We start from the raw sequence: 26508 nt of genomic DNA, 5'->3' as shown, positions 1-26508 counted from the left end.
TGGATCTTTGACCGGGAATCGTCGTTCAAGGGATGAACAGCCCGCAAAGAACGCATGAGCAGTACGAGGCCCACTCTTGCAGCAGAAAATGATCGTTTACGGCGTTCGTGCGCCGAATCTCGGGAGTGGGAGCCAGATCACAGGACAGTAACGGCACCTCTGTAGTCGCGAAGGCCCGTCGAGCGTCAACTCAGTCGAACTGGTCCCCCAGGGCCATCACCATCGCCCCGACGACCAGCAGCCAGAGCGCCCGCCTGGTACGGCCCCTGGACCCGAGCACGGCCGCGAGCGCGCACACCGCGGCGCCGAGCGCGTAGGCGGCCGGGACGAGCACCGGCGCGGACCCGCGCGCCCGCAGCGCCGCCGCGGCCACCCCCGCGAGGGCCAGCACGGCGCCGGTCAGCGCGGCCGTCCACCGGGCCCGGCGCGCGTCCAGCGCCGGGTCCCCGGCGTCCGGTGTCCCAGAATCCCCGCCTCCGTCCATGGCGGGCGAGGGTAGCGCCTCCGCCTGAGAAACCTGGTGCGCGGCCAACCGACGCCCTCCACAATCGCGTTGCTTCCTCACAGCAACCTACGCAGAAGCGGAGGACCCCGTTCACCGATGGCCGACACCGACCTCACCACCCGCCTGACCCACCCCGACTACCCGCGCAGCAGCACCTACGACGCCCGCTGGACCATCGAGAACCAGATGGGCCCGCACGCCCTGTGGCTCCTGGAATGGCTGGCACCGGCCCTCGGCCTGGACACCCTGCCCCCGGGCGCCCGCGTCCTGGACCTGGGCTGCGGACGCGCCATGACCTCGGTCTTCCTCGCCAGGGAGTACGGCCTCCAGGTCACCGCCGCCGACCTGTGGGTCAAGCCCGACGACAACGCCGTACGCCTCGCGGAGGCGGGCGTGGCCGACCGCGTGCTCCCCCTCCGGGTGGAGGCGCACGACATCCCCTTCGCCGAGGGCACGTTCGACGCGATCGTGTCGATCGACGCCTACCAGTACTTCGGCACCGCCGACCTCTATCTGCCCACCGTGACACGGCTGTTGAAGCCCGGCGGCCGGATCGGGGTCGTCATGCCCGCCGTCCGGGAGGAACTGGCGGGCGACGAGCCCCCGGAGCACCTCAAGCCCTACTGGGACCCCGGCTTCTGGGCGTTCCACTCCCCCGGCTGGTGGCGCCGCCACTGGACGCGCGGCGGCACCGTGGAGGTCGAGACCGCCGACTGGCAGCCCGACGGCTGGAAGGACTGGCTGCTGTGGAGCGAAGTGTGCGCCGAGGAGAGTCCCTACGCGTGGATGGCGGACATGGCCCGTGAGTCGGTGGACCTGGTGAAGGCCGACCGGGGGCGCCTCCTCGGCTTCACCCGGGTCGTGGGCCGCCGCACATGACGGGAACGGCCCCGGAGACCAGGTCTCCGGGGCCGTGCACGGCGTACTGGATCAGCCTTCGCCGGCGCCCAGTTGTTCCAGGATGAGCTCCTTGACGCGGGCCGCGTCGGCCTGGCCGCGGGTGGCCTTCATGACCGCGCCGACCAGGGCGCCGACCGCCGCCACCTTGCCGCCGCGGATCTTGTCCGCGACGCCCGGGTTGCCGGCGATGGCCTCCTGGACGGCGGTGGTGAGGGCGCCGTCGTCCGAGACGACCTTCAGGCCGCGCTTCTCGACGACCTCGTCCGGGGTGCCCTCACCGGCGAGGACGCCCTCGATGACCTGGCGGGCCAGCTTGTCGTTCAGGTCGCCCGCGGTGACCAGGGCGGTGACCCGGGCGACCTGCTCCGGCGTGATGGGCAGCTCGTCGAGCGCCTTGCCGGACTCGTTGGCGCTGCGGGCGAGTTCACCCATCCACCACTTGCGGGCGGAGGCCGCGTCGGCACCGGCGTCGATCGTGGCGACGATCGGGTCGATGGCACCGGCGTTGAGGATCGACTGCATGTCGAACGCGGTGATCCCCCACTCCTCGCTCAGCCGGTTGCGGCGGGCGAGCGGCTGCTCGGGCAGCCCGGCCCGGATCTCCTCGACCCACTCACGCGAGGGGGCGACCGGCACCAGGTCCGGCTCCGGGAAGTACCGGTAGTCCTCCGCCTCCTCCTTCACGCGGCCCGAGGTCGTCGACCCGGTGTCCTCGTGGAAGTGGCGGGTCTCCTGGATGATCGTGCCGCCGGAGTTCAGCACCGCGGCGTGGCGCTGGATCTCGTACCGGGCGGCGCGCTCCACGGAACGCAGCGAGTTGACGTTCTTCGTCTCGCTGCGGGTGCCGAACTTCTCGCGGCCGTGCGGGCGCAGCGACAGGTTCACGTCGCAGCGCATCTGGCCCTGCTCCATGCGGGCCTCGGAGACACCGAGCGCCCGGATCAGCTCGCGCAGCTCGGCGACGTACGCCTTGGCGACCTCGGGAGCGCGCTCACCGGCGCCCTCGATCGGCTTGGTGACGATCTCGATGAGGGGGATGCCGGCGCGGTTGTAGTCCAGCAGCGAGTGCGAGGCGCCGTGGATACGGCCCGTCGCGCCGCCGACGTGCAGCGACTTGCCGGTGTCCTCCTCCATGTGGGCGCGCTCGATCTGCACCCGGAAGGTCTCGCCGTCCTCCAGTTGTACGTCGAGGTAGCCGTCGAAGGCGATCGGCTCGTCGTACTGGGAGGTCTGGAAGTTCTTCGGCATGTCCGGATAGAAGTAGTTCTTCCGGGCGAAGCGGCACCACTCGGCGATCTCGCAGTTCAGCGCGAGGCCGATCTTGATCGCGGACTCGACGCCGATCGCGTTGACGACCGGGAGCGCGCCGGGCATGCCGAGGCAGGTCGGGCAGGTCTGCGAGTTGGGCTCGGCGCCCAGCTCGGTCGAACAGCCGCAGAACATCTTGGTCTTGGTGCCGAGTTCGACATGGACCTCAAGGCCCATGACGGGGTCGTACGACGCCAGGGCGTCCTCGTACGACTCCAGGTCGGTCGTGGTGGTCACGGTGAACTTTCCCTCTCAGCCCAGCAGGACGTCGTCGTCGCCCAGCCGCTTCAGCTCGCGGTACAGGATGGCGAGGCCGGTGACGATCGCGACGGCGGAGACCGTGGCATCGATCAGACGGAGCGTGTCGTGCTCGGTGCGCGCCTTCTTGATCTGCTTGGCGACGCCCAGCGCGCCGAACGCGGTGGTGGCGATGGACACATAGGTGCCGGACTTGGACTTCTTGAAGCCCTTGGCCTTCGACAGTGCGTTGCTCACAGCGACGGTGCCTCCTCAAGCAGCGGGTGGCCCCACTTTTCCACGAAGGCGGCCTCGACAGCAGCGCCGACCTTGTAGAGCCGGTCGTCCTTCAGCGCCGGGGCGATGATCTGCAGCCCGACCGGGAGGCCGTCCTCCGGCGCGAGACCGCAGGGCAGCGACATGGCCGAGTTGCCCGCCAGGTTGGTCGGGATGGTGCACAGGTCCGCGAGGTACATCGCCATCGGGTCGTCGGCGCGCTCGCCGATCGGGAAGGCGGTGGTCGGCGTGGTCGGCGAGACGATCACGTCGACGCTCTCGAACGACTTCTCGAAGTCGCGGGTGATGAGCGTACGGACCTTCTGGGCGCTGCCGTAGTACGCGTCGTAGTAGCCGGAGCTGAGCGCGTACGTGCCGAGCATGATGCGGCGCTTGACCTCGGGGCCGAAGCCCTCCTCGCGGGTGAGCGAGGTGACCTCCTCGGCCGAGTGGGTCCCGTCGTCGCCGGTACGCAGGCCGTAGCGCAGGCCGTCGAAGCGGGCGAGGTTGGAGGAGCACTCGGAGGGCGCGATCAGGTAGTACGCCGACAGGGCGAGGTCGAAGGACGGGCAGTCCAGCTCGACGATCTCCGCGCCCAGTTCCTTCAGGACCTCGACGGCCTCGTCGAAGCGCTGGACGACACCGGCCTGGTAGCCCTCGCCGCGGAACTGCTTGACGACGCCGACGCGCATGCCGCGCACACTGCCGTTGCGGGCGGCCTCGACGACCGGCGGGACCGGGGCGTCGATGGACGTCGAGTCGAGCGGGTCGTGTCCGGCGATGACCTCGTGCAGCAGCGCCGCGTCCAGGACCGTACGGGCGCAGGGCCCGCCCTGGTCGAGGGAGGAGGAGAAGGCGACCATGCCGTAGCGGGAGACCGCGCCGTACGTCGGCTTGACGCCGACCGTGCCGGTGACGGCGGCCGGCTGGCGGATCGAGCCGCCGGTGTCGGTGCCGATCGCCAGCGGCGACTGGTACGAGGCGAGCGCGGCGGAGGAACCGCCGCCGGAGCCGCCGGGGATCCGGGTGAGGTCCCAGGGGTTGCCGGTCGGGCCGTACGCGCTGTTCTCCGTCGACGACCCCATGGCGAACTCGTCCATGTTGGTCTTGCCGAGGATGACGACGTCGGCGGCCTTGAGCCGCTTCGTGAGCGTCGCGTCGTAGGGCGGGATCCAGCCTTCGAGGATCTTGGAGCCGACCGTGGTCGGGATGCCCTCGGTGGTGAAGATGTCCTTGAGCGCGAGCGGGACGCCGGCCAGCGGGCCGAGCTGCTCGCCCCTGGCCCGCTTCTCGTCGACGGCGCGGGCCTGCGCGAGGGCGCCCTCGCGGTCGACGTGCAGGAAGGCGTGCACCTTCTCGTCGACGGCCTCGATCCGGGCCAGGTGGGCCTCGGTGACCTCGACCGCGGTCAGTTCGCCCGCGGCGATCCTCCCGGCGATCTCGGCGGCGGTGAGCTTGATGATGTTGCTGTCCGTCATGGTGTTCTAGTCCTCCCCCAGGATCTGCGGCACCTTGAAACGCTGCTGCTCCTGGGCCGGGGCGCCGGAGAGCGCCTGCTCGGGGGTGAGCGAGGGACGGACCTCGTCCGCGCGCATGACGTTCGTCAGCGGCAGCGGGTGGGAGGTCGGCGGTACGTCTTGGTCGGCGACCTCGCTGACGCGGGCGACCGCGCCGATGATGTCGTCCAGCTGTCCCGCGAAGTGCTCGAGCTCTTCGGGCTTCAGCTCCAGACGCGCCAGCCGGGCGAGGTGGGCGACCTCCTCGCGCGTGATGCCAGGCATGCAGCGTTCCTCTGGGGTGAGTGTGTGTGGTGTGGGGCAGGTGGAAATGTGACGCCAGTCCCCAATCCTATGGGGCGGTGGCCCTCAGCCGTTAAACGGTTTCCCCGGGAGCCCGGTCACCGGGCCCGGGCGTCCCACGCCGGGCTCTTCATGAAGTGGTTGTCGTACACCTCCTGCACCTCCAGGAGGCTCTCCGGGCCGACCTCTCCGAGGGCGATGCGCTGGAGGTGGCGGAAGTACTCGAAGCGCTCGACGCCGGGGGTCAGGACGATGAGCAGGTCGGCGTCGGCGCCGGGTGCGGCGGCGAAGGCGTGCGGCAGGCCGGGCGGTACGACGACCAGGTCACCGGGGCCCGCGGTGACGACCCGGTCGCCGGAGAGGATCTCGGCGGCGCCGTCCAGCAGGAAGAACATCTCGGCGGACTTTCCGTGCCAGTGCGGTCTCGCGCCGTCCGCTCCTCCGGTGAGGGTGACGCGCTGCGTGGACAGCGCGCCGCCGGTCGCACTGCTGTCCGCCAGCAGCTTCACGGTGGTCGGCGCCCGGCCCACCACCTCGGCCTCGGCATCGCGGACGATCACGGACCCACCGGATCCGGGTACCAGCAGCGACATTTCGGAACCCCGTTCGACAGAGGATGCGGCAGGGAGGGCGGAGCGGGCTCAGGCGAGGAAGAGCAGGGCGGCACTGATCAGTACAACGATCGCCGTGGCGAAGTGGATCCCGAAAGCCACGGCTTTCGCGCCGCCGTGGCGCAGCACTATCGCGGTGTCGCCGAACGGGATGACCGCGACGCAGAGCATGAACCAGGCCTCGGCGTGCGTCCCGGCGAAGGCCAGGACGGCGAGCCCGACCAGACCCAGTGTGCCGTCCCGGACGCCCTTGATCGTGAGGTAGGCGCCGGCGTCACCGGCGGGGTCGGCCGGCACTCCGTAGCCGGTGGCGGCGGGGCCCGGCCGGAACAGGAAGCGGTAGCCGAGGAACAGGCAGAACAGGTCGAGCGCGATCGCCAGGGTGTACGCGGTGATGGTCATGCCACTTCTCCCGTCTCGTTTGCTAGCGGCGCTAGCAACAGGAGCGAAGCTAGCAGAGCGACGACAGGAACGCTAGCGGTGCTAGAATCCGGGGCATGACGATTCAGACGCGCCGGGAGCGCGAGCGGGCGGAACGGGAGCGGCTCATCGTCTCGGCCGCACGGGAACTCGCCGAGACGGAGGGCTGGGACGCGGTGACGACCCGGCGCCTGGCGGCCGAGATCGAGTACAGCCAGCCCGTCCTCTACAGCCACTTCAAGGACAAGGGCGCCATCATGGCGGCGGTGGCGGTGGAGGGCTGCGCCGTCCTGGCCGTCGAACTCCGCACGGCACGCACGGCGGCGAAGGGGACACGCGACGCACTGACCGCGATCGGCGAGACGTACACGTCGTTCGGCCGCCGCCGCCCCGCGCTCTACGACGCGATGTTCACCCACATCGTGGACCTGCCGTTCGCCACCCCGGAGGCCCCGGCGCCCCTCCAGGCGGCCTTCGCCGAGATCTCCCGGGCCGTCGAGCCCATCGCGGCGCAGGGCGAGGACCCGGGCCTGCTCACGGAGACGTACTGGGCGGGCCTGCACGGCCTGGTGACGCTGATGCGCAGCGGGCGCCTACCGGAGGAGGCCCACGAGCAGCGGCTCGCGCTGCTGATCGCCCACTTCGCGGCAGGGGTGAGCTGAACTCCCCAAGGGTCGCGGGGACCTGCGCGACAAGCCACAACGGGGCCGCAGCCGCGACCGAACACAACCCCCCACCCCACTAGGCGCGGAAGGTCACCCGATCCGTCCCGGGTCATCGGCAGCCGCCGCCGGCAACGCGGCCCGCGGCCGCTGCCATCCCCGGGACCCCCGCGCCCGCAGCCAGGCCGTCATGTCCTCGGGCGGCATCGCCGCGGCGACGAGCCACCCCTGCACGGCGTCACACCCGAGATCCCGCAGCCGCTCCCACGTCTCGTCGTCCTCGACCCCCTCGGCCACGACGAGCAGCCCCAGGGAATGCGCGAGGTCGACGGTGCACCGGACGATCTCCGCGTCCTCCGTGTCCACCGCGAGCCGGGCCACGAACGACCGGTCGATCTTCAGCTCGCTGACCGGCAGCCGCCGCAGATGCACCAGGGACGAGTACCCCGTACCGAAGTCGTCGAGGGACATCTTCACGCCGTGCCCGGTCAGTCCGTTGAGGGTGTCGGCCGCCCGCTGCGGGTCCTCCAGGAGGACGTGCTCGGTGATCTCCAGCTGGAGCGACCCCGCCGGGACACCGTGCCGGGCGAGCCGCGCGGCGACCGATCCCGCGAACCCGGGCGTGTGCACATCGCGCGGCGAGACGTTCACCGCGACCGGCACGAACAGCCCCTGGGCACGCCATCTGGCGACCTGGGCGAGAGCGGTGTCGAGCACGTACTCGGTGAGATGCGGCATCAGCCCGGACGACTCGGCGATCGCTATGAACTCGTCCGGCGGCACCTTCCCCCGCTCCGGATGCACCCACCGCACCAGCGCCTCGAGCCCGGCGACCTGACCGTCGAAACGGACCTTGGGCTGGTAGTGCAGCTGCACCTCGTGCGCGTCGAGCGCGCGCCGCAGATCGCCCAGCAGACCGAGCCGGTCGGGGGTGTTGGAGTCCCGCTTGGACTCGTAGACCTCCACGCCCGTGCGGTCCCGCTTCGCCTGGTACATCGCGACGTCCGCCCGGCGCAGCAGCCCCTCGGCGTCGAGGGCGTGGTCGGGGAAGACGGCGACGCCCGCGCTGGCCTCCAGGACGAGGGTGAGCCCGTCGAGGTCGAGCGGGGAGCTGAGCGCGGCGACGAGGTTGCGGGCGACCCGGGTCGCGGACGTGGTGGAGTCGGCGACGGGCAGCAGGACGGCGAACTCGTCACCGCCGAGCCGCGCGGCCTCCGCCCCGCGCGGCAGCGCCACCCGCAGCCGGTCGGCGATCTGCAGCAGCAGCCGGTCACCGGCGAGATGGCCCAGGGTGTCGTTGACCGACCGGAACCGGTCGAGGTCGATGAGCATGAGGGCGGCCTTGGCGCCGATGCGCTCGGCGTCGTCCAGGGCGGTCCAGATGCGCTCCAGGAGCCACTGCCGGTTGGGCAGCCCGGTCAGCGGGTCGCGCAGCTGCTCCTCGGCCCTGGCCCGGGCCATCCACAGGGTGGAGTCGAGGGCGATGAGCGGGATCGAGAAGAGCGGAAGGAGGACCGGCCGTGCCACGGCGACCACGCAGATCAGCGGGGCGATGCCGAGCAGGGCCACGGCGACCAGGCCCTGTCTGAGCAGGGCGGTGCGGGCGACGGTGGGCAGTCCGCCGTCGCGCGGGGCGTGCAGGTACCAGAGCAGGGTGCGGGTCACGGCGAGGTACGCGACGGCGACCAGGACGACTTCGGGGGCGGTGTAGACCGTCCAGCTGTCCGGGTTCCAGGGTTTCTCGACCGACGGCACCCGGCCGAAGGAGCCGAGCACGAGTGCTCCGGCGGCGATGCCGAGGATGTCCACCGCGCCGTGCAGCACGCCCTGGCGCCAGCGGTTGCGGCGGGCTATGCCGACCAGGACGACGACGGTGAGGCTGACCATCCCGGCGGCGACCCAGCCGTAGAGCAGCAGGACGCCGAGGGTGAGGGCGGCGCCCGAGCCGGTGCCGCCCCACCAGCGGGCGCGGCCGAGGGCGACCAGGTGGCCGACGATGATGCCGGTCAGGACGGCGAGCGACCAGCCGACCGTGCCGGCCGGGAAGAGCGCGTGGTCGCCGGTGAACGCCCGGAAGAAACCGGCGCCGAGGACGAACCCGGCCGCGGCCACCACCGCGGTCGGCAGGGCGGGCCAGCTCGGATGGCGTCCGGGCTCGCCGCCGGGCAGTCCGGCGGTGGGGTCGGAGGTGAGCGGTACGGAGTGGCGCGCGTCCGGCGTGGAGTACTGTCCGGTGGCGCGCGGCTGGGCGCCCGGACGCTCCACGGGTCGCGCTCCCCAACGGCTCTCCCGCCAGGCGCCGGTGACCCGGCGCAGCAGTGAGTCCGAGGGGGCGCTCTCGGTCGGTTCCATTCCCGTCCCTCTCACAGCCGGCGGTGCCCACGCCACGCGGTCCGCTGCCCGACTTCCGTCAACGGCACCGCGTTTGGAAAACCCCTCCCCCTGCTCACCAAGAGCAGGGGGTTGCCCCAACCGCAGCCGGGCACGGCAGGTGCACACCTCAACAGTAGGCCGCAGAAGGCTTCCACGGGCAGCGGTCGTAGACGGTTGCCCGAATGCGACCCGGCCACCCGTATGCATCTGGTATGCGCCGATCGGGTGGCCTTCAACCGCTGCTCCTCGCTACTCCTCGGCCGGAAGCGCGACTTCGGCGGCTGCCTCGGGGCCCTGCTCCAACAGGACGGTGAAGCCGTCCTCGTTCAGAACAGGCACCTTGACCTGCATCGCCTTGTCGTACTTCGAACCAGGATTGTCACCTACGACGACAAAAGACGTCTTCTTCGAAACAGAACCGGTCACTTTCGCTCCGCGGCTCTGCAGGGCGTCCTTCGCCCCGTCCCGGGTGAAATGTTCGAGTGTGCCGGTCACGACCACGGTCAGGCCCTCCAGCGGGCGCGGGCCCTCGTCCTCGGCGGAGCCCTCCTCCTCCATGCGGACCCCGGCGGCCCGCCACTTGCGCAGGATCTCCTGGTGCCAGTCCTCGGCGAACCACTCCTTGAGGGAGGCGGCGATGATCGGGCCGACGCCCTCGGTGTCCGCCAACTCCTTCTCGGTGGCCTGTTCCATGCGCTCGATCGACCGGAACGCGCGGGCCAGCGCCTCGGCGGCGACCGGGCCGACATGACGGATCGACAGTCCGGTGAGGATGCGGGCGAGCGGGCTCTCCTTGGCGGCGGCGATGGTCTCCAGCATCGCCAGCGCGTTCTTCTTGGGCTCGCCCTGCTGGTTGGCGAAGACCGTGACGATCTTCTCCTCGCCGGTGTTCGGATCGCGCTTGGGCAGCCCGCTGTTCTGGTCGAGGACGTACGCCTTGATGGGCAGCAGCTGCTCGATGGTGAGGTCGAAGAGGTCGCCCTCGTCCTTCAGCGGCGGGTCGGCCGGCTCCAGCGGCTGGGTGAGGGCGGCGGCCGAGACGTACCCGAAGTGGTCGATGTCGAGCGCCTTGCGGCCCGCGAGGTAGAAGAGGCGCTCTCTCAACTGGGCAGGGCAGGCACGGGCGTTCGGGCAGCGGAGGTCGATGTCGCCCTCCTTCATCGGCCGCAGCGGCGTACCGCACTCGGGACACTCGGCGGGCATCACGAACTCCCGCTCGCTGCCGTCGCGCAGGTCGGCCACCGGGCCGAGGATCTCCGGGATGACGTCACCGGCCTTGCGCAGCACCACCGTGTCGCCGATGAGGACGCCCTTGGCCTTGACGACGTCCTGGTTGTGCAGCGTCGCGAACTCCACCTCCGAGCCCGCCACCGTCACCGGCTCGACCTGGGCGTACGGCGTGACCCGGCCCGTACGGCCCACGCCCACGCGGATGTTGACGAGCTTGGTGTTGACCTCCTCGGGCGCGTACTTCCACGCGATGGCCCAGCGCGGGGCGCGGGAGGTGGAACCGAGCCGTCCCTGGAGGGGGATCTCGTCGAGCTTGACGACCACGCCGTCGATCTCGTGTGCCACGGAGTGGCGGTTCTCGCCGTAGTACCGGATGAACTCCCGTACGGCGTCGAGGTCGTCGACCACCCTGTTGTACGGGGAGGTCGGCAGGCCCCAGGTCTTCAGCAGGCCGTACGCCTCGGAGAGGCGGGTGAGGGGGGTGAAGTCCTCCAGGGCGCCGATGCCGTGCACGACCATGTGCAGCGGGCGGGTGGCGGTGACGCGGGGGTCCTTCTGGCGCAGTGAACCCGCCGCCGCGTTCCGGGGGTTGGCGAAGGGCTTGTCACCGGCCTCGACCAGCCGGGCGTTGAGCTCCTCGAACTTCTCCATCGGGAAGTAGACCTCGCCGCGGATCTCCACGAGGCCGGGCACGCGGTCGCCGGTGAGGCGGTCCGGGATCTCCGCGATGGTACGGACGTTGGGCGTGATGTCCTCGCCCGTACGGCCGTCACCGCGGGTCGCCGCGCGCGTGAGGCGGCCGTGCTCGTACGTCAGGTTGACGGCGAGGCCGTCGACCTTCAGCTCGCACAGGAAGTGGTAGTCGGGGGTGCCGACGTCCTTGTGGACGCGCTCGGCCCAGGCCGCCAGCTCCAGGTCGTCGAACGCGTTGTCCAGGGAGAGCATGCGGGAGCGGTGGACGACGGACGTGAACTCCGTCTCGTAGGCCCCCGAGACCTTCTGGGTCGGGGAGTCCGGCGTGCGCAGCTCGGGGTGCTCCTCCTCCAACGCCTCCAGGGCGCGCAGGAGTCGGTCGAACTCCGCGTCGCTGACGACCGGGGCGTCGTTCACGTAGTACCGGAAGCGGTGCTCCTCGATCTGCTCAGCGAGCTGCGCGTGCTTCTCCCGTGCCTCTGCGGGCACCGTCGTCTCCGCCTGCCTGTCGCCGGCCACCGTGTTGTCCTTCCGTCACTCAGGGTTGTCCGCGAGGGATCTCGCCGCCCGGACGCAGTGGGCGAGAGCTCGCCGCGCGTACTCGGGAGAAGCCCCCGCGAGTCCGCACGACGGGGTGATGGTGACCGCCTCCGCGAGAAGTCCCGGTCGCAGCCCCAGCCTGCGCCACAGCGTCCTGACACCCATGACGCTACCGGCAGGGTCCGACAATGCGGTGTCCGTGCCCGGCACGACACCGGCGAAGAGCCGGGTGCCGGCCTCGACCGCCTCGCCGATCGCGTCGTCGTCACGCTCGGTGAGGAGGGAGAAGTCGAAGGAGACCCCGGCGGCGCCCGCGCGCCGCAGCAGGGCGAACGGGACGTCCGGGGCGCAGGAGTGGACGACGACCGGGCCGCTCCCGTGCGCGCCGACGACCTCGCGGAGCGTGTCCTCGACGAGTTGGCGGTCGACGGCGCGGTGGGTGCGGTAGCCGCTGGCCGATCTGACGTGGCCGCGCAGGACGGCCATGAGGGACGGCTCGTCGAGCTGCAGGACGATCCGGGCGCCGGGGACGCGGCGCCGGACGTCGGCGAGGTGGTTGCGCAGGCCTTCCGTGAGCGAGCCCGCGAGGTCCCGGGCGGCGCCGAGGTCGGAGAGCGCGGACTCGCCGTTCCTCAGCTCCAGGGCGGCGGCGAGGGTCCAGGGGCCGACCGCCTGCACCTTGAGCGGGCCCTCGTACCCCTGGGTGAACTCCTCCAGGGCGTCGAGGTCCTCCCCCAGCCATGCCCACGCCCGCTTCGTGTCCCGGCCCGGCCGGTCGCCGACCCGCCACCCGCTGGGCTCCACGCGCGCGTACACCTCGACGAGGAGGCCCGCGGTCCGGCCGATCATGTCCGCGCCGGGGCCCCGGGAGGGCAGTTCGGGCAGGAACGGGAAGTCCTCGAAGGCCCCGGTCGCGGTCCGGGCGGCCTCACGGGCGTCACCACCGGGCAGGGAACCGACACCGGTGGCGGCACCGAAGCTGAACTGGCTGTTGTTGCTCACCCCGGAAGACTACGGAACCCTCCGCGGGCGGGGCAGCGCCCCCGGGGTCCGCGCCACCCGGACCCCCTCAGCGGCCCGGCCGCACCGTCAGGTCGTTGACCTCCGCGTCCCCCGGCAGGTCGATCGCCATCAGGATCGTCGTCGCGACCGACTCGGGGTCGATCCACCGGGCCGGGTCGTACGCCTTGCCCTCCTGCTGGTGGACCTTGGCCTGCATGGGGCTGGCGGTGCGGCCGGGGTAGACGGAGGTGACGCGGACGCCGTGCGGGTGCTCTTCGTGGCGGAGGGAGTCCGCGAGGGCCTTGAGGCCGTGCTTGGAGGCCGCGTACGCGGACCAGTCGGCGCTCGCGCTCAGGCCCGCGCCGGAGTTCACGAAGAGGACGTGGCCGCCGGAGAGGCGGAGTTGGGGCAGGAAGTGGCGGGTCAGTTCCGCGGGGGCGATCAGGTTGACGTTGAGCTGGTGGCGCCAGGTCTTCGGGGTCAGCTCGCCCACCGGGCCGAGGTCGACGACCCCGGCGATGTGCAGCAGCGTGTCCACCCGGTCGGGCAGGCTCTGGTGGGAGAACGCCCAGCTGATCTTGTCCGGGTCCGCCAGATCGCCCACCAGGGTGCTCGCCCCGGGGTACTGCGCCGCCAGTTCCTTCGCGCGGCCCGCGTCGCGCGCGTGGAGCACGAGGTCGTCCCCGCGCGCGTGCAGCCGGCGGGCGACGGCCGCGCCGATGCCGGAACCGGCCCCGGTGATCACATGTGTAGCCATGCCCGCCATGCTCGCATCACTGCGTACCGGACGACTCCTCGAGGTAGGCGAGCGCCCCGACCGGCTCCTCGGCGAAGAACACCAGGTCGGTGAGCGGGACCGGCAGGAAGCCCTCGTTCTCCATGCGCAGGAACTGGGTCCTGAGGCCGTCGTAGAAGCCCGCCGTGTTGAGCAGCACCACCGGCTTGTCGGTGTGGCCGTGCTTCTTCAGCTCCAGGATCTCCGTCGCCTCGTCCAGCGTCCCGGTGCCGCCCACCATGATCACCACGGCGTCGGACTTCTCCAGGAGCAGCCGCTTGCGTTCGGCGAGGTCGGCGGCGATCACCATCTCGTCGGCGTTCGCGCGGGCCTTCGCCGCCAGGAAGGTCACCGAGACGCCCACGAGGCGTCCGCCGGTCTCCTGGACGCCGTCGGCGACCACCTTCATCAGCCCGGACTCGGAACCGCCCCACACGAGCGTGTGCCCGCCCTTGCCCAGCAGTTCCGCGAACTCCCGCGCGGGGCGGGTGTAGCGCTCGTCCAGGTCGGCGGCGGAGAGAAACACACAGATCTTCATGTCGTCACCGTACGCGGGAAGAACCACGGGCCCGCGAGTGCTCTTCGGGTATGGCTGACGGACACACGATCACGATCGAGCAGGGCGACCGCCGCGTACGCGTCGTCCACGGCGACCAGGTGCTGGCGGAGAGCGACCGCCCCCTGATCCTGAAGGAGACGGGCTGTCCCGTGCGCTACTACCTCCCTCCGGAGGATGTGCGCCTGGACCTCCTGACCCCCTCCGAGACCCGCACCCACTGCCCCTTCAAGGGGGACGCGTCCTACTGGTCGCTCCCCGACGCGACCGACCTGGTGTGGGCCTACCCCGAGCCCAAGCCGGACGTGGCGCAGATCAAGGACCACCTGTGCTTCTACGAAGTGGACGTGTTGTGACCGATTAGTTCCGCCGCGTGCGGCAGTCTCCCGTTCCATGGACAAGAAGACTGTTTCGCCCGACGGCACCGCTGTCGCGTACGAACGCATCGGTGCGGGTTCGCCCGTCGTCCTGGTCGGTGGCGCGATGACCACGGGCGACGGGCTGCTGCCGCTCGCCGCGCAGCTCGCGCACCGGTTCGGGGCCGTCCCGTACGACCGCCGGGGCCGGGGCGCGAGCGGCGACACGGCGCCGTTCGCGGTGGCCCGCGAGGTCGAGGACATCGCGGCGCTGATCGACGCCGTGGGCGGCAGCGCGGCGCTCTACGGCCACTCCTCGGGCGCCGCCCTGGCCCTGCACGCGGCGGCGAGCGGCCTGCCGGTGACCGAAGTCGCCCTGTACGAGCCGCCGTTCGCCCTCGACGCGAGCGGTGCCAAGGAGCGCGCCGAGTACACCGAGCGGCTGAAGGAACTCCTCGCCGAGGACCGCCGCGGTGACGCCGTGGAGCTGTTCATGGCGCTCACCGGCGCGCCCCCGGAGATGATCGAGGGCGCCCGCCGCTCCCCCATGTGGCCCGGCATGGAGGCGATCGCCCCCACTCTCGTCTACGACGACGCGGTCCTCGGCGACGGTCTGGTCCCGGTGGAGCGGCTGGCGTCCCTGTCCGTGCCGGTGCTCACGATCGCGGGCGGCGCGAGTCCCGAGTGGATGCGTCAGGCCGCGCGGAACGCGGCGGACGCGGCGCGGGACGGGACGTACCGCGTGCTGGACGGCCAGACCCACATGGTGGACCCGGCCGTCCTGGCACCGCTGCTCACGGAGTTCTTCTCCGGCTAACCGCGGGCAGCCGCGGGCGGGGCCGGCTTCGGCGGGGTCAGGCCATCGCCGTCGCCGCGCGCGTGGTCGTCGCGATCGTCGCGGACCCCACCACGCGCGTGTCGTCGTAGAGCACGATCGCCTGGCCGGGGGCCACGCCCCGCACCGGCTCGCTGAAGGACACCTCCAGCGTGCCGTCGACGAGTTCGGCGGTGACCTCGGTCTCGCCGCCGTGGGCGCGGAGCTGGGCGGTGTAGGTGCCGGGGCCGGCGGGGGCCGTGCCGCACCAGCGGGGGCGGACGGCGGTCAGGCCGCTGACGTCCAGGGAGGCGGCCGGGCCGACCGTCACCGTGTTGTCGACCGGGGAGATGTCCAGGACGTAGCGCGGCTTGCCGTCGGCGGCCGGGGTGCCGATGCGCAGGCCCTTGCGCTGGCCGATGGTGAAGCCGTACGCGCCCTCGTGCGAGCCGACGACCTCGCCGGACTCGTCGACGATGTCGCCCTCGGCCTTGCCCAGGCGGCTCGCGAGGAAGCCCTGGGTGTCGCCGTCGGCGATGAAGCAGATGTCGTGCGAGTCGGGCTTCTTGGCGACCGCGAGGCCCCGGCGCTCGGCCTCCGCGCGGATCTCGTCCTTCGTCGTCACGGTGTCGCCGAGCGGGAAGAGGGCGTGCGCGAGCTGCTTCTCGTCCAGGACGCCGAGGACGTAGGACTGGTCCTTGGCCATGTCGGAGGCGCGGTGCAGTTCGCGGCTGCCGTCCTCGTTCACGATCACCTGGGCGTAGTGGCCGGTGCAGACGGCGTCGAAGCCGAGGGCGAGGGCCTTGTCGAGGAGCGCGGCGAACTTGATCTTCTCGTTGCAGCGCAGACAGGGGTTCGGGGTGCGGCCGGCCTCGTACTCGGCGACGAAGTCCTCGACGACGTCCTCGCGGAAGCGGTCGGCGAGGTCCCAGACGTAGAACGGGATACCGATGACGTCGGCGGCACGGCGGGCGTCCCGTGAGTCCTCGATGGTGCAACAGCCACGCGCGCCCGTGCGGAACGATTGGGGGTTCGCGGAGAGCGCGAGGTGGACGCCGGTCACGTCGTGGCCGGCTTCGGCGGCCCGGGCGGCGGCCACGGCGGAGTCGACACCGCCCGACATGGCGGCGAGTACGCGGAGCGGGCGGGGGCGCTGCGAGGAGGTCTCAGTCATAACCCTTCCAGAGTACGGGGCATCGGGAACCGGGACCCGCGAGTATCCGTTGACGATCACATGGGGGAGACGAAGGACGACGGAGAGACGGCGGGGCGGCGGCCCGGGCGGCGCGCTCTGCTGATCGGCGGGGCCGCGGCGGCCGTGGGGACGGCGGTGCTGGCGCGGGACGAGCTGTCACGGCTGTGGTGGCGGATGCCGGGGGTGGAGAAGCCGCGGACACCGGGTGCGGTCGACTTCCTGGGCGCGACCTGGGTGGCGGCCTCGTCGGCGAACTACCGGCGGGCGGACCGGCCGGACGACTACGCGATCGACCGGGTGGTCGTCCATGTCACGCAGGGCGGCTACGAGAGCGCGGTGAAGGCCTTCCGGAACCCCGGGCACCAGGCCGCCGCGCACTACATCGTCCGCCAGGAGGGGGCCGTCACGCAGATGATCCGCGAGCTGGACGTGGCCTTCCACGCGGGCAACCGGTCGTACAACGAGCGCAGTGTCGGCATCGAGCACGAGGGCTTCGTGGACCGGAGGTCGTCCTTCACGGACGCGATGTACACGGCCTCCGCGCGGCTGACGGCACAGATATGCGGGCGGTACGGCATCCCCGTCGACCGGGACCATGTCATCGGGCATGTGGAGGTGCCGGGGACCGATCACACGGACCCGGGGCCGTACTGGGACTGGGACCGGTACATGACGCTCGTAACGCGGGCACACCGGACACGAGCGTGACTCAGGTCACATCACGCTCCGGCTATGAGTCGTCGCCGCCCCGGTGGTGTCCGATGCGTCCCCTGCCCCGAAAGTGACCTGGGGCACGCCAACTCGGCAGTTCTTCCAGGGGAGTTGGCGGGGCAGCGCGCACGCACATCTTTCACAGCTTGCTCTGCTGACTACTAAGTGTCGCCCAGCCCTTACACAGCCCTTAGGCCAAACCTCTGGCGCATGACACACACCAGCGAGCCCGCGTCGGAACAGAACTCGGAACAGAGCAGAGACTCCAGGGGCGGCCACCGCAAGAGCGCGGCGGAGAAGCGCGACCACGGCAAGGACAGTGCGGCCCGGGGGAAGGGCCTGCACCGGCGCAGGTTCCTCGGCGGCATGGCCGGGGCCGGTGTCGCGGCGGTCGCCGCGGCCGGCGGCGCCTTCTCACTGCTGAACGAGGCGGCGAAGAACAAGGCGTCCGCGGCGGACAGCACCCTGGTCATCCCCGACCTGCTGGAGGGCACCACCTCCAGCGGCGTCACCACGTTCACGCTGGAGGCCAAGACCGGGACCCACGAGGTGATCTCGGGCGTCACCAGCAGCACGATGGGCTACAACCAGGACTTCCTCGGCCCCACCCTGAAGTGGACGAACGGCGACGAGGTCCTGCTCAACATCACCAACGACATAGGCGAGGACACGACCGTCCACTTCCACGGCGCCCATGTCCCGGCGAAGATGGACGGCGGCCCCCAGGTGGCCTTCGCCGACGGCACGACCTGGTCGCCCACGTTCACCGTCAAGGACCCGGCCACCACCCTCTGGTACCACCCGCACGCCCTGGGCACCACCGCCAAGCAGGCCGTGCACGGCCTGGCCGGGATGATCATCGTCGAGGACTCCTCGGACGCCTCCGCCGCACTGCCCAGCGACTACGGCGTCGACGACGTCCCGCTCATCTTCCAGTCCCTCGCCGTGGACACCGCCGGGGACATCAAGTACGACGCGGCCGGCTACCGGCTGAGCACCACCACCTTCCCCCTGCTGCTCAACGGGACCAACGTGGACTCCACCACGCTCGGTTTCACCGCCACGAAGACCCGCACCCGGTTCCGCGCGCTGAACGCCTCGCCGTCCGACATCATCGTGATCCAGCGCAGCGACGGCGGCACCCTCACCCAGATCACCACCGACCAGGGGTATCTGACCGAGGCCACCGAGGTGACCACGATCCGCCTGGTGGCCGGCGCCCGGGCCGAGTTCGTCATGGACCTCACCGCGGACGCCACCCTCCAGGCCGTGATCACCACCGGCTGGATCCGCGGCGGCAGCGGCACCTACGACGTCCTCGCGGTGACGGCGAGCGGCAGCGACACCCCGGCCGACCTGCCCAGCCCCCTCAGCACCATCGACCGCTACGACACCAGCGACTTCACCGCGCGCACGATCACGCTGAGCCAGAGCGGCGCCAGCATGGAGATCAACGGGTCCATCGGCACGTCCATGGCCGCGATGGCGATGATCAGCACGACGGTCGGCGCGAAGGAGATCTGGACCATCCAGAACGCCACCCAGCTGGAGCACTCGTTCCATCTGCACGACGTGCCCTACCAGTTGATCTCCATCAACGGCGAGGATCCGACCGGCGTCCAGCTCGGCTGGTACGACACCTACGAGGTGGTCGGCGGCGGCTCGATCAAGATCGCCATGGAGTTCACCGACTTCGCCGACGACACCTACATGTACATGCTCCACTGCCATCTTCTGCAGCACGAGGACGAGGGCATGATGGCGTCCCTCATGGTGACCGACGCCGACAGCTGACGGCACCGGCTCCAGGGCCGGTCATCCGACGTCCGGCGTCGGCCTCCCCCGTGGACGCCGGACATCCCCGGCCGGGGAGGGCACCTGACGGGCTCTCCCCGGTTCCGTCCGTCCGCGGGTCAGGTCAGTCCGGCGGCGCGGGCCCGCTCCACCGCCGGGCCGATCGCCTTGGCCACGGCCTCCACATCGGCCTCCGTGGAGGTGTGGCCGAGCGAGAAGCGCAGGGTGCCGCGGGCGAGGTCCGGATCGGTGCCGGTGGCGAGCAGGACGTGGCTGGGCTGGGCGACACCCGCCGTGCAGGCCGAGCCGGTGGAGCACTCGATGCCCTGGGCGTCGAGCAGGAGCAGCAGGGAGTCGCCCTCGCAGCCGGGGAACGTGAAGTGGGCGTTGGCCGGCAGCCGGTGCACCGGGTCGCCGCCGAGGATCGCGTCCGGGACCGCCGTACGGACGGCCGCGACGAGGTCGTCGCGCAGGGCGCCGATCTCGCGGGCGAACCACTCGCGCTGTTCGGCGGCGAGACGGCCGGCCACCGCGAAGGAGGCGATGGCGGGGACGTCGAGGGTGCCGGAGCGGACATGGCGTTCCTGGCCGCCGCCGTGCAGGACGGGGACGGGGGTGTGCTCGCGGCCCAGCAGCAGGGCGCCGATGCCGTACGGCCCGCCGATCTTGTGGCCGGAGACGGTGGCCGCGGCGAGCCCGGAGGCGGCGAAGTCGACCGGGATCTGGCCGAAGGCCTGTACCGCGTCGGCGTGCAGGGGAACCCCGAACTCCTGTGCCACGTCGGCGAGTTCACGGACCGGCAGGACCGTGCCGATCTCGTTGTTGGCCCACATCACGGTGGCCAGGGCGACGTCGTCGGGGTTGCGGGCGATGGCCTCGCGCAGCACCTCGGGGTGGACACGGCCGTAGGAGTCGACCGGGAGGTACTCGACGGTGGCGCCCTCGTGCTCGCCCAGCCAGTGGACGGCGTCCAGGACGGCGTGGTGCTCGACCGGGCTGGCCAGCACCCGGGTGCGGGCCGGGTCCGCGTCACGGCGGGACCAGTACAGGCCCTTCACCGCGAGGTTGTCGGCCTCGGTGCCGCCGGAGGTGAACACGACCTCGCTGGGTCGCGCGCCGAGCGACTCGGCGAGGGTCTCCCGGGCCTCTTCGACCGTACGGCGGGCCCTGCGGCCGGACGCGTGGAGGGAGGAGGCGTTGCCCGTGATGCTCAGGTGGGCCGTCATCGCCTCGACTGCCTCGGGAAGCATCGGGGTGGTCGCGGCGTGGTCGAGGTATGCCATGGTGACGCCGATTCTACGGGCCCCGGTGCGCGCCCCGGAGGGGCGGGCGGCCGACGGGTTCCGGCCGTCTCTCAGAAGCTCCAGGAGACGGTGCTGTCCATCTGCATGAAGGCGACGAGGACGAGCAGATCGGCGACGCCGAGTCCGAGGCCCAGGAAGGCACGGCCGCGACGGGCGGTGCCGCGCCACAGGGCGGCGCCGGCCAGGGCGATGGCGATCGGGCCGAGGAAGACGTTGAGCACGAGCAGGCCGACGAGGCCGAGGATGAAGGACGCGACGGCCATGCCGTCGGCGTCACGCCGGCCGGTGGGCTTGACGGCGGTGCTGGTGCTGGTTGCCGGTGCGGTGAGGTGCATGGGGTTCAGCTCCCGATGATCGGGCGGGCGGTGGGCCGGGCGGCCGACGGGCGGCGGCGGACGGGCGGTCGGCGCGCGGTCAGTTGGCGGACGGACGGCCGCGGCGGCCGTGCCGCTCGCGGAGCGCGAAGATGCCCAGCCAGACCGCGATGACGGCGGCGGCGACGGCGGTGAAGGCGAGCGGCGCGTGGGCCACGGTGCCCACCACGACGCCGAACAGCAGGAGCGCTACGACGAGGAACAGCATGGGATGGATCCCCCTCCGAGATGTCCGGGACGACTCTCTCGTTACGTTTCGGTGAACGGTTGTAGTAACACTTGTTCACTGAACTTGAGTCTATCCCGTCCGACGGCTTTCCAATTACGGAGAACAGTTGTTAACTGGATGACATGAGTCACACCCTCGGCATCCGGCAGGCACAGAAGCAGAAGACCCGACAGGCGTTGCTGGACGCCGCGTTGGGACTGCTGGAGGAGCAGAGCCTGAGCAGTCTCGGCCTGCGCGAGGTCACCCGGGCCGTGGGCGTCGCCCCGACCGCCTTCTACCGGCACTTCCGCTCCACGGCCGACCTCGGGGTCGCGCTCGTCGAGGAGGCGCTGGGCAGCCTGCACCCGATGATCCGGCAGACGGTGGCCCCCGCCGACAGCGCCCAACGCATCACCCGCGCAGTCGAGTTGATCGCCCACCACGTGGACTCGCACCCGGCCCACGTCCGCTTCATCGCCCGCGAACGGCACGGCGGGGTCCAGCCGGTGCGGGAGGCGATCCGCGAGCAACTCGCCCGGTTCGCCGAGGAGGTGAAGGCCGAACTCGCCAAGGACCCGGAGTCGGCGGGCTGGCCGGACGGGGACCTGCTGATGCTGGCCCACCTCTACGTCGACCAGATGCTCATCACCGCCTCGCTCTTCCTGGAGACCCTGGAGGCGACGGCCGAGGAGCGCGCACGCGTGGCCCGACTCGCCGAGCTCCAGCTGCGGTTGATCAGCGTCGGCCGCCGCCACTGGCTCGGCTGAGCCACCCGCCGGGACACGGCAGGGGCGGCGCGCCCGGACACCGGACGCGCCGCCCCTGCCGTGCGGGCGGGCGGTCAGCCCTGCTGCGGGGCCCCGCTCATCCGGCCACCGCCGGGACCGCCGCCGCATCCGCCGCCGGGGCCTCCGCCCTGGCCGCCCGCTCCGCCTCCGCCGCCGGGCGCGCCGGTCGGCATGCCGGAGGCGTTGCCGGTCGGCATGCCCGTGGGCCGGCCGGAGGCCGCGGCACCCGTGGGCGCGCCGGAGGGGGCGCCGCTGGGGCGCGCCGTGGGGTTGCCTGTGGGCATGCCGGAGGCCGAACAGGACTGCGTGGAGCCGGAGTTGCCGCTGCCCGAGCCGGAGGACGACGAGTCGCCCGAGCCGCAGGCGGTCAGGGCCAGGGGCGAGAGGACCAGCAGGGCCACGGCGGGGACGAGCCGTACACGCTTCATGAGAAACAACTCCAGGAACGATGAGGGAGTGTTGGGGCGCGCAGCCAATCAACGCCGTTTAGGGGACGGTTGGGGGCGCCCTGTCCCCCGCCTGTGCGTCAGGCAAAGGGAGCCTCAAGAGGCGCCGCCGACCTGCGAGTTCACTCGGCGGGCCGGCTGACTCGCTGGTACAGCTCCGTGACAGAAGCGGCCGCCGCGATCACCTCGGCGCGCACCTCCGGCGGCGACACGACCTCCACCGCGTCGGCGAACTGGAGCAGTTGACGTGCCTCGCGCACGACGGCGTACGACAGGTGGACCGTCACCCACTCCTTCTCCCCCTCGTCCTCGGGGAGTCGCGCGAGCGAGGAGGCGTTGAGGCGGACGAACATGTCGAGGCGGGAGCGGTGGACCCGGACGGTGACGTCGACGCCGCCGGGGCGTTCCTCGACCTGGCGGCGCAACTCCTCCCAGGCGTCGGCGAGTTCGACGCCCGGACGGCGCTCGACCGGGTCGGGCAGGAGGGTGGCGGAGCGGACCCGGTCGGCGCGGAAGAGGCGGGGGCGGGCTCTGCGGTCGGCGACGAGATACCAGACGCCGGCCTTGGAGACGAGGCCGTACGGGTCGACGGTGTAGGTGCTCGGGTCCTTCGCGCCGCTGTGCCGGTAGCGCAGCCGCAGCCGCCGGTCGGCGAAGACCGCGTCCTGCAACACGTCCAGGTCCACGGCGGGTTGGGGCCCTCCCTTCCAGCGGGTGGCGTCGACGAGGATGCGCCGGGAGGTCACCTCGGCGGCCGGGCGGTACGGCGCGGGCAGCGCGGCCATCACCTTGCGCAGCGCGGAACCGAGCGCGGCGTCGAGGCCGAGGGCTGCGTGGGCGCCCTGCGCGGCCAGGATGAACAGGGCGCGGGACTCGTCGGCGGTCAGTCCCGTGACGTCGGTGCGGAACCCGGCGAGCAGTTCGATCCCGCCGTGCCGTCCGCGCTCGGCGTACACCGGGACCCCGGAGGCGGACAGCGCCTCGACGTCCCGGTAGACGGTCCGCACCGACACTTCGAGACGGTCGGCGAGTTCACGGGCGGGAACCCGCCCCCGGGTCTGCAGCAGCAACAGGATCGAGAGGAGTCGGTCGGCCTTCACCGCCCCAGGATCCGTCTCCCGGAAGGCCCGTGCAAATGTTGACGGAAACTGTCAGGTTATGGGTCGAGCATCACTGCCATGACCACCGAGACGAACGACCCCCGCCCCCTGTACACCCGCGCCACCGAGCAGGCCGCAGCCCTGGTCGGGACGGTACGGCCGGAGCAGCTGGACGGCCCGACCCCCTGCGCGGAGTTCGACGTACGGACCCTGCTGAGCCATCTCGTCGGCGGCACCCACCGGATCGCGACGATCGGCGAGGGCGGCGACGGCCTGGCCGTCCACCCCTTCGTGGACGGCGTCGACGACAGCGGCTGGACGGCCGCCTACGACGAGGCCCGCGTCCGGGTCGGGAAGGCCTGGGCGGACGACGCCCGGCTGGACGCGCCGGTCCGGGTCCCGTGGGGGGAGGCACCGGGACGGATCGCGCTCTCGGGCTATGTCATGGAGAACGTCACCCACGCCTGGGACCTCTCCGAGGCGCTGGGCCACCCGGTCCGACTCGACCCGGAACTGGCCGAGTTCGCCCTCGCCGTCGCCCGCCGGATGCTGCCCGACGCCGAGCGGGACGCGGACACGCCCTTCGCCACGGCCCGGACGGCACCCGAAGGGGCCGACGCCTACGGCCGGTTGGCGGCCTGGCTGGGGCGGGCGCCGGTCAGCTGAGCCGGACCCGCGCCAACTGCCGTGACTGCGCGACCAGTCGGTCCGCGCTGTCCCAGATCTCCGCGTCCTCCTCCAGGAAGCCGCCGGCCAGGTTGCGGGTGGTGATCGACACCCGCAGCGGCCCCGGCGCGGGCCGGGCCCGGACGTGGACGGTGAGTTCGACCGTGGGGACCCATCCCTTCAGGCCGATCTCGAAGGCGGTCGGCGGGAGCGCGTCCACCGCCAGGAGCAGCGAGAGCGGGTCCGCGTCACGGCCGTCCGCGAGGCCGAACCAGGAACGCATCTCGCCCTTGCCGGAGGGCGCGCCGAGGGCCCAGCCGAGGGTGGACGGGTCGAGCTTGAGCATCAGGCGGTCGGTGATGGCCGAGCTGCCGGGGACGGGGGCGGGCCCGTCCTCGGGGCCGAAGCACTGGTCCATGGGCGGGAGGGCCGGCGGGCGTGCCGTCGTCCGGACGTCGTCGGGGAGGGCGTCGAGGTCGCCGTAGGAGGCGAGGACGCGGATGCGCTCGACCTCCGCGCCCTCGTCGTCGTACTGGAAGAGGGACGCCTGGCCGGTGGAGAGGGTGCGGCCGGTGCGGACCGTGTCGGTGCGGATGACCGCGGGGCCGGGCTGGGACGCGGTCAGGTAGTGCGCGGAGATCGTGAACGGGTCGCCGTGCGGCAGCGCGTCCGCGAGGGCGCGGCCCAGGACGGCGAGGAGGTAGCCGCCGTTGACGGCGCTGATGATCGTCCAGCCGGCCGAGAGGTCGATGTCGTAGACGCCCGGCGCGCGGCGGACGACGGCGGTGTCGCGGTCGAACTCGCTGTCGCCGACGGTGGCCCGGGGAGCCTCGGTGGCCGCCGGTGCGGATGCTGCTTCTGGCATGGATGAACCGTACAACAGGTAATTACTAAGCGGTAGCTTTGTTGTTGCGGGCAGATGAAACCACCGGCCGCTCCGGAGCCGCCCGGGTGAGGAACCGGCAATTTCTTGGTAAGTGTCCGAACTCGTCCGTGACCGGCGGCCCGCGATCCCCCTCTTTGGGGACATGAGCCTCACCGGGACTCCGTTCCTCTACACCGCGGTCGTGCTGACGATCGTCGCCCTCATACTGCCGCTCGTGCTGTGGTCGCGGATGCGCGGCCCCAAGGCCGTACGCGTGGCGGCGCGGACCCTGATGCTGCTGTTCGCCCAGGCGACGGCCGTCACCCTGGTCTTCGTCATGGTCAACAACCAGAACAACCTCTACGACAACTGGGCCGACCTGCTCGGCACTGGCAACCACGTCCAGCAGGCCGCGAACCTCGGCAGGAACGGCACCGGGAACATCTCGCTGAACCGGCTGCCCAAGGTGAAGCAGGACTTCTCCGCCGCCGGCGGACCCGGCATGAGCTCCGCGGGCCAGGTCGAGGTCACCCAGCTCAAGGGCCGGGTGTCGGGCGTGAACGCCGAGGTCTACGTCTGGACCCCGCCGCAGTACAAGGAGGCGGCCTACCGCCACAGGAAGTTCCCCGTCGTGGAACTGCTCCCGGGCTGGCCCGGCTCCGCCAAGGCCTGGTTCGGGTCGATGCACGTGACCCAGCAGCTGGAGCCGCTGATGAGGAGCGGGCGGATCGCGCCCTTCATCCTGGTCGCGCCGCGCTACAACTTGCTGGCCGGTGTGGACACCGGGTGCGCCAACATCCCGGGCACGGTCAACGCCGACACCTGGCTCAGTGTCGACGTGCCGAAGATGGTCATGGACAACTTCCGCGCCCAGCCCGCGCCCAAGGGCTGGGGCGTCGCCGGTTACTCGGCCGGCGCGCACTGCGCCGTCAAGCTCGCCGTCGCCCACCCCGACCGCTACCAGGCCGCGGTGAGCATGTCCGGCTACAACGACCCGATCGGCGAACGCAACTCGCTGGCCGCGCAGAACCTGGCCCTGCGCGAGGCGAACAACCCCTACCTGCTGCTGCGGAAGGCGGCCACACCGCCGCCGATCGCGATGTACCTGTCCGGCGAGTCCGGCGACGGGTACCAGGCGGGCGTGGCCCTCGAACAGATCGCGAAGGCGCCGACGAGCGTGCACGTGGTGTTCCTGCCGCGCAGCGACGGCGGGCACACCATGGCGCTGTGGCGGCCCCAGGTGAAGACGGTGTTCCGCTGGCTGACCCTGGAGCTGGGGCAGAACCGCCCCCGGATCACGAAGTCGACGTCGGATCCTCACGGACGGTCGAACGCCGGTTCCACGCCCGCGGAGCTCGCCAGTGGAACCGCATCGCGAGCAGGCGGAGCACGAAAGCGGTGACGACCGCGAGCCCGCTGGTGAACGGGGTCACGGCGTCGTAGCGGATGCAGACGGCCACCATGGTGGCGCCGACGATCGCCGGGACCGCGTACAGGTCGCGGTCCCAGCGGAGCAGGGACGGGGTCTCGTTGGCCAGCACGTCCCGCAGCACACCGCCGCCGACGGCGGATCCGAGACCGAGGGCCACCGAGGAGGTCAGGCCGAGCCCGTAGTCGTAGGCCTTCACCGTGCCGGTGACACAGAACAGGCCGAGTCCCGCCGCGTCGAAGACGTTGACGCCGGACTGGATGCGCTCCACGTGGGGATGGAGGAAGAACACGAGGAGCGCGGCGAAGAGCGGGGTGCTGAAGTACCCGAGGTCCGTGAAGGCGGCCGGGGGCACCGCCCCGATGATGAGGTCGCGGAACACCCCTCCGCCCAGCGCGGTGACCTCGGCGAGCACGGCGATGCCGAACACGTCGAAGTTCTTGCGGACGGCCAGCAGCGCGCCGGAGATGGCGAACACGAAGATGCCGACGAGGTCGAGCGTGTGCTGGACGGAGGGGCTGAACAGTTGCTGAAGCACCCCACATTGTTACTCGTGGGGATCGGTCGGCGG

Annotated in this window: 29 protein-coding genes; 9 read left to right on the top strand and 20 right to left on the bottom strand. The window is 71.5% G+C overall.

What is annotated here, in order from left to right; all coding sequences use genetic code 11:
- Positions 1 to 190: 190 nt before the first annotated feature.
- The gene (locus ACIPTO_RS30885; protein WP_366320765.1) at positions 191 to 484 is read right to left on the bottom strand and encodes a hypothetical protein; all 294 of its coding nucleotides are present in this window, start codon (positions 482 to 484) and stop codon (positions 191 to 193) included.
- A gap of 117 nt (positions 485 to 601) precedes the next feature.
- Here ACIPTO_RS30885 and ACIPTO_RS30880 point away from each other — a divergent pair, with 117 nt between their 5' ends.
- Complete coding sequence (locus ACIPTO_RS30880) at positions 602 to 1384, top strand: SAM-dependent methyltransferase (RefSeq protein ID WP_401197592.1); 783 nt, start codon at positions 602 to 604, stop codon at positions 1382 to 1384.
- Between the two features lie 51 nt (positions 1385 to 1435).
- Here the strand turns inward: ACIPTO_RS30880 and gatB are convergent, their stop codons facing one another.
- From gatB to ACIPTO_RS30850, 6 genes are all read right to left on the bottom strand, one after another.
- Positions 1436 to 2950 carry an Asp-tRNA(Asn)/Glu-tRNA(Gln) amidotransferase subunit GatB gene (gatB, locus tag ACIPTO_RS30875; RefSeq protein ID WP_401197589.1) on the bottom strand — a complete coding sequence of 505 codons (1515 nt, stop codon included), beginning with the start codon at positions 2948 to 2950 and terminating at the stop codon, positions 1436 to 1438.
- A gap of 15 nt (positions 2951 to 2965) precedes the next feature.
- A complete protein-coding gene (locus tag ACIPTO_RS30870) occupies positions 2966 to 3208 on the bottom strand; it encodes a hypothetical protein (RefSeq protein WP_019068646.1) in 243 nt (80 codons plus the stop codon).
- The gene (gene gatA, locus ACIPTO_RS30865; RefSeq protein WP_366320759.1) at positions 3205 to 4704 is read right to left on the bottom strand and encodes an Asp-tRNA(Asn)/Glu-tRNA(Gln) amidotransferase subunit GatA; all 1500 of its coding nucleotides are present in this window, start codon (positions 4702 to 4704) and stop codon (positions 3205 to 3207) included. Before gatA ends, ACIPTO_RS30870 begins: the two co-directional genes overlap by 4 nt.
- A gap of 6 nt (positions 4705 to 4710) precedes the next feature.
- Positions 4711 to 5007 (bottom strand): Asp-tRNA(Asn)/Glu-tRNA(Gln) amidotransferase subunit GatC, encoded by a 297-nt coding sequence (gene gatC, locus ACIPTO_RS30860; protein ID WP_007384860.1) that lies wholly within the window; start codon positions 5005 to 5007, stop codon positions 4711 to 4713.
- A gap of 116 nt (positions 5008 to 5123) precedes the next feature.
- Positions 5124 to 5618, bottom strand: a complete 495-nt coding sequence (locus ACIPTO_RS30855; RefSeq protein WP_401197586.1) for a cupin domain-containing protein — start codon at positions 5616 to 5618, stop codon at positions 5124 to 5126.
- 48 nt (positions 5619 to 5666) lie between these two features.
- Complete coding sequence (locus ACIPTO_RS30850; RefSeq protein WP_401197584.1) at positions 5667 to 6038, bottom strand: DUF4267 domain-containing protein; 372 nt, start codon at positions 6036 to 6038, stop codon at positions 5667 to 5669.
- Between the two features lie 95 nt (positions 6039 to 6133).
- Between ACIPTO_RS30850 and ACIPTO_RS30845 the strand changes: the two genes are divergently transcribed.
- Complete coding sequence (locus ACIPTO_RS30845) at positions 6134 to 6718, top strand: TetR/AcrR family transcriptional regulator (protein ID WP_401197582.1); 585 nt, start codon at positions 6134 to 6136, stop codon at positions 6716 to 6718.
- Positions 6719 to 6811: 93 nt separating this feature from the next.
- Here the strand turns inward: ACIPTO_RS30845 and ACIPTO_RS30840 are convergent, their stop codons facing one another.
- The 5 genes from ACIPTO_RS30840 to ACIPTO_RS30820 all read right to left on the bottom strand — a co-directional run bounded on the left by ACIPTO_RS30840 (position 6812) and on the right by ACIPTO_RS30820 (position 13869).
- Positions 6812 to 9070: a bifunctional diguanylate cyclase/phosphodiesterase gene (locus tag ACIPTO_RS30840; protein WP_366320750.1), complete on the bottom strand. Its 2259-nt coding sequence runs from the start codon at positions 9068 to 9070 to the stop codon at positions 6812 to 6814.
- A gap of 270 nt (positions 9071 to 9340) precedes the next feature.
- The gene (gene ligA / locus ACIPTO_RS30835) at positions 9341 to 11533 is read right to left on the bottom strand and encodes an NAD-dependent DNA ligase LigA (protein WP_366320748.1); all 2193 of its coding nucleotides are present in this window, start codon (positions 11531 to 11533) and stop codon (positions 9341 to 9343) included.
- Positions 11534 to 11548: 15 nt separating this feature from the next.
- Positions 11549 to 12556, bottom strand: coding sequence for a methionine synthase (locus tag ACIPTO_RS30830; protein ID WP_366320746.1), 1008 nt, complete (start codon positions 12554 to 12556; stop codon positions 11549 to 11551).
- Between the two features lie 67 nt (positions 12557 to 12623).
- Positions 12624 to 13322, bottom strand: a complete 699-nt coding sequence (locus tag ACIPTO_RS30825; protein ID WP_401197577.1) for an SDR family oxidoreductase — start codon at positions 13320 to 13322, stop codon at positions 12624 to 12626.
- Positions 13323 to 13329: 7 nt separating this feature from the next.
- A complete protein-coding gene (locus ACIPTO_RS30820; RefSeq protein WP_401197574.1) occupies positions 13330 to 13869 on the bottom strand; it encodes a TIGR00730 family Rossman fold protein in 540 nt (179 codons plus the stop codon).
- A 50-nt stretch (positions 13870 to 13919) separates the two neighbouring features.
- Here ACIPTO_RS30820 and ACIPTO_RS30815 point away from each other — a divergent pair, with 50 nt between their 5' ends.
- Both ACIPTO_RS30815 and ACIPTO_RS30810 read left to right on the top strand, forming a co-directional pair.
- On the top strand, positions 13920 to 14243 hold the full coding sequence (locus tag ACIPTO_RS30815; protein ID WP_366320740.1) for a DUF427 domain-containing protein: 324 nt from the start codon (positions 13920 to 13922) through the stop codon (positions 14241 to 14243).
- A gap of 37 nt (positions 14244 to 14280) precedes the next feature.
- On the top strand, positions 14281 to 15060 hold the full coding sequence (locus ACIPTO_RS30810) for an alpha/beta fold hydrolase (RefSeq protein ID WP_401197571.1): 780 nt from the start codon (positions 14281 to 14283) through the stop codon (positions 15058 to 15060).
- A gap of 37 nt (positions 15061 to 15097) precedes the next feature.
- Here the strand turns inward: ACIPTO_RS30810 and mnmA are convergent, their stop codons facing one another.
- On the bottom strand, positions 15098 to 16231 hold the full coding sequence (gene mnmA / locus ACIPTO_RS30805; protein ID WP_401197568.1) for a tRNA 2-thiouridine(34) synthase MnmA: 1134 nt from the start codon (positions 16229 to 16231) through the stop codon (positions 15098 to 15100).
- A gap of 60 nt (positions 16232 to 16291) precedes the next feature.
- On the opposite strand from mnmA, the gene ACIPTO_RS30800 reads away from it, so the two are divergent.
- Both ACIPTO_RS30800 and ACIPTO_RS30795 read left to right on the top strand, forming a co-directional pair.
- A complete protein-coding gene (locus tag ACIPTO_RS30800; protein WP_401197566.1) occupies positions 16292 to 16960 on the top strand; it encodes an N-acetylmuramoyl-L-alanine amidase in 669 nt (222 codons plus the stop codon).
- A gap of 213 nt (positions 16961 to 17173) precedes the next feature.
- Positions 17174 to 18757 carry a multicopper oxidase family protein gene (locus ACIPTO_RS30795; protein ID WP_401197564.1) on the top strand — a complete coding sequence of 528 codons (1584 nt, stop codon included), beginning with the start codon at positions 17174 to 17176 and terminating at the stop codon, positions 18755 to 18757.
- Positions 18758 to 18876: 119 nt separating this feature from the next.
- On the opposite strand, the gene ACIPTO_RS30790 is transcribed toward ACIPTO_RS30795, so the two are convergent.
- From ACIPTO_RS30790 to ACIPTO_RS30780, 3 genes are all read right to left on the bottom strand, one after another.
- Positions 18877 to 20040, bottom strand: coding sequence for a cysteine desulfurase family protein (locus ACIPTO_RS30790; protein WP_401197562.1), 1164 nt, complete (start codon positions 20038 to 20040; stop codon positions 18877 to 18879).
- A gap of 71 nt (positions 20041 to 20111) precedes the next feature.
- Complete coding sequence (locus tag ACIPTO_RS30785) at positions 20112 to 20396, bottom strand: DUF4190 domain-containing protein (protein WP_366320728.1); 285 nt, start codon at positions 20394 to 20396, stop codon at positions 20112 to 20114.
- A gap of 79 nt (positions 20397 to 20475) precedes the next feature.
- Positions 20476 to 20643: a hypothetical protein gene (locus tag ACIPTO_RS30780; protein ID WP_266772804.1), complete on the bottom strand. Its 168-nt coding sequence runs from the start codon at positions 20641 to 20643 to the stop codon at positions 20476 to 20478.
- Positions 20644 to 20786: 143 nt separating this feature from the next.
- Here ACIPTO_RS30780 and ACIPTO_RS30775 point away from each other — a divergent pair, with 143 nt between their 5' ends.
- Positions 20787 to 21410, top strand: a complete 624-nt coding sequence (locus ACIPTO_RS30775; RefSeq protein WP_366320726.1) for a TetR family transcriptional regulator — start codon at positions 20787 to 20789, stop codon at positions 21408 to 21410.
- Positions 21411 to 21484: 74 nt separating this feature from the next.
- Here ACIPTO_RS30775 and ACIPTO_RS30770 read toward each other — a convergent pair whose 3' ends face one another.
- On the bottom strand, positions 21485 to 21859 hold the full coding sequence (locus tag ACIPTO_RS30770) for a hypothetical protein (protein WP_366320724.1): 375 nt from the start codon (positions 21857 to 21859) through the stop codon (positions 21485 to 21487).
- Between the two features lie 140 nt (positions 21860 to 21999).
- Positions 22000 to 22977 (bottom strand): helix-turn-helix transcriptional regulator, encoded by a 978-nt coding sequence (locus ACIPTO_RS30765; protein ID WP_401197557.1) that lies wholly within the window; start codon positions 22975 to 22977, stop codon positions 22000 to 22002.
- Between the two features lie 78 nt (positions 22978 to 23055).
- Here ACIPTO_RS30765 and ACIPTO_RS30760 point away from each other — a divergent pair, with 78 nt between their 5' ends.
- Complete coding sequence (locus tag ACIPTO_RS30760) at positions 23056 to 23643, top strand: TIGR03086 family metal-binding protein (protein WP_401197555.1); 588 nt, start codon at positions 23056 to 23058, stop codon at positions 23641 to 23643.
- Here ACIPTO_RS30760 and ACIPTO_RS30755 read toward each other — a convergent pair.
- On the bottom strand, positions 23636 to 24508 hold the full coding sequence (locus ACIPTO_RS30755) for a thioesterase family protein (RefSeq protein WP_366320718.1): 873 nt from the start codon (positions 24506 to 24508) through the stop codon (positions 23636 to 23638). The two genes, ACIPTO_RS30760 and ACIPTO_RS30755, sit on opposite strands and share 8 nt — an antisense overlap.
- A 163-nt stretch (positions 24509 to 24671) precedes the next feature.
- Between ACIPTO_RS30755 and ACIPTO_RS30750 the strand changes: the two genes are divergently transcribed.
- Positions 24672 to 25910: an alpha/beta hydrolase gene (locus ACIPTO_RS30750; RefSeq protein ID WP_401197552.1), complete on the top strand. Its 1239-nt coding sequence runs from the start codon at positions 24672 to 24674 to the stop codon at positions 25908 to 25910.
- On the opposite strand, the gene ACIPTO_RS30745 is transcribed toward ACIPTO_RS30750, so the two are convergent.
- Positions 25804 to 26475 carry a trimeric intracellular cation channel family protein gene (locus tag ACIPTO_RS30745; protein WP_366320714.1) on the bottom strand — a complete coding sequence of 224 codons (672 nt, stop codon included), beginning with the start codon at positions 26473 to 26475 and terminating at the stop codon, positions 25804 to 25806. The two genes, ACIPTO_RS30750 and ACIPTO_RS30745, sit on opposite strands and share 107 nt — an antisense overlap.
- Positions 26476 to 26508: the final 33 nt, after the last annotated feature.

This window comes from Streptomyces sp. NPDC090083, from assembly GCF_044747445.1.
Classification (GTDB): Bacteria; Actinomycetota; Actinomycetes; order Streptomycetales; family Streptomycetaceae; genus Streptomyces.
The sequence above is the reverse complement of the archived record's forward strand: the minus strand, read 5'-3'. Positions and strand labels throughout refer to the sequence as shown.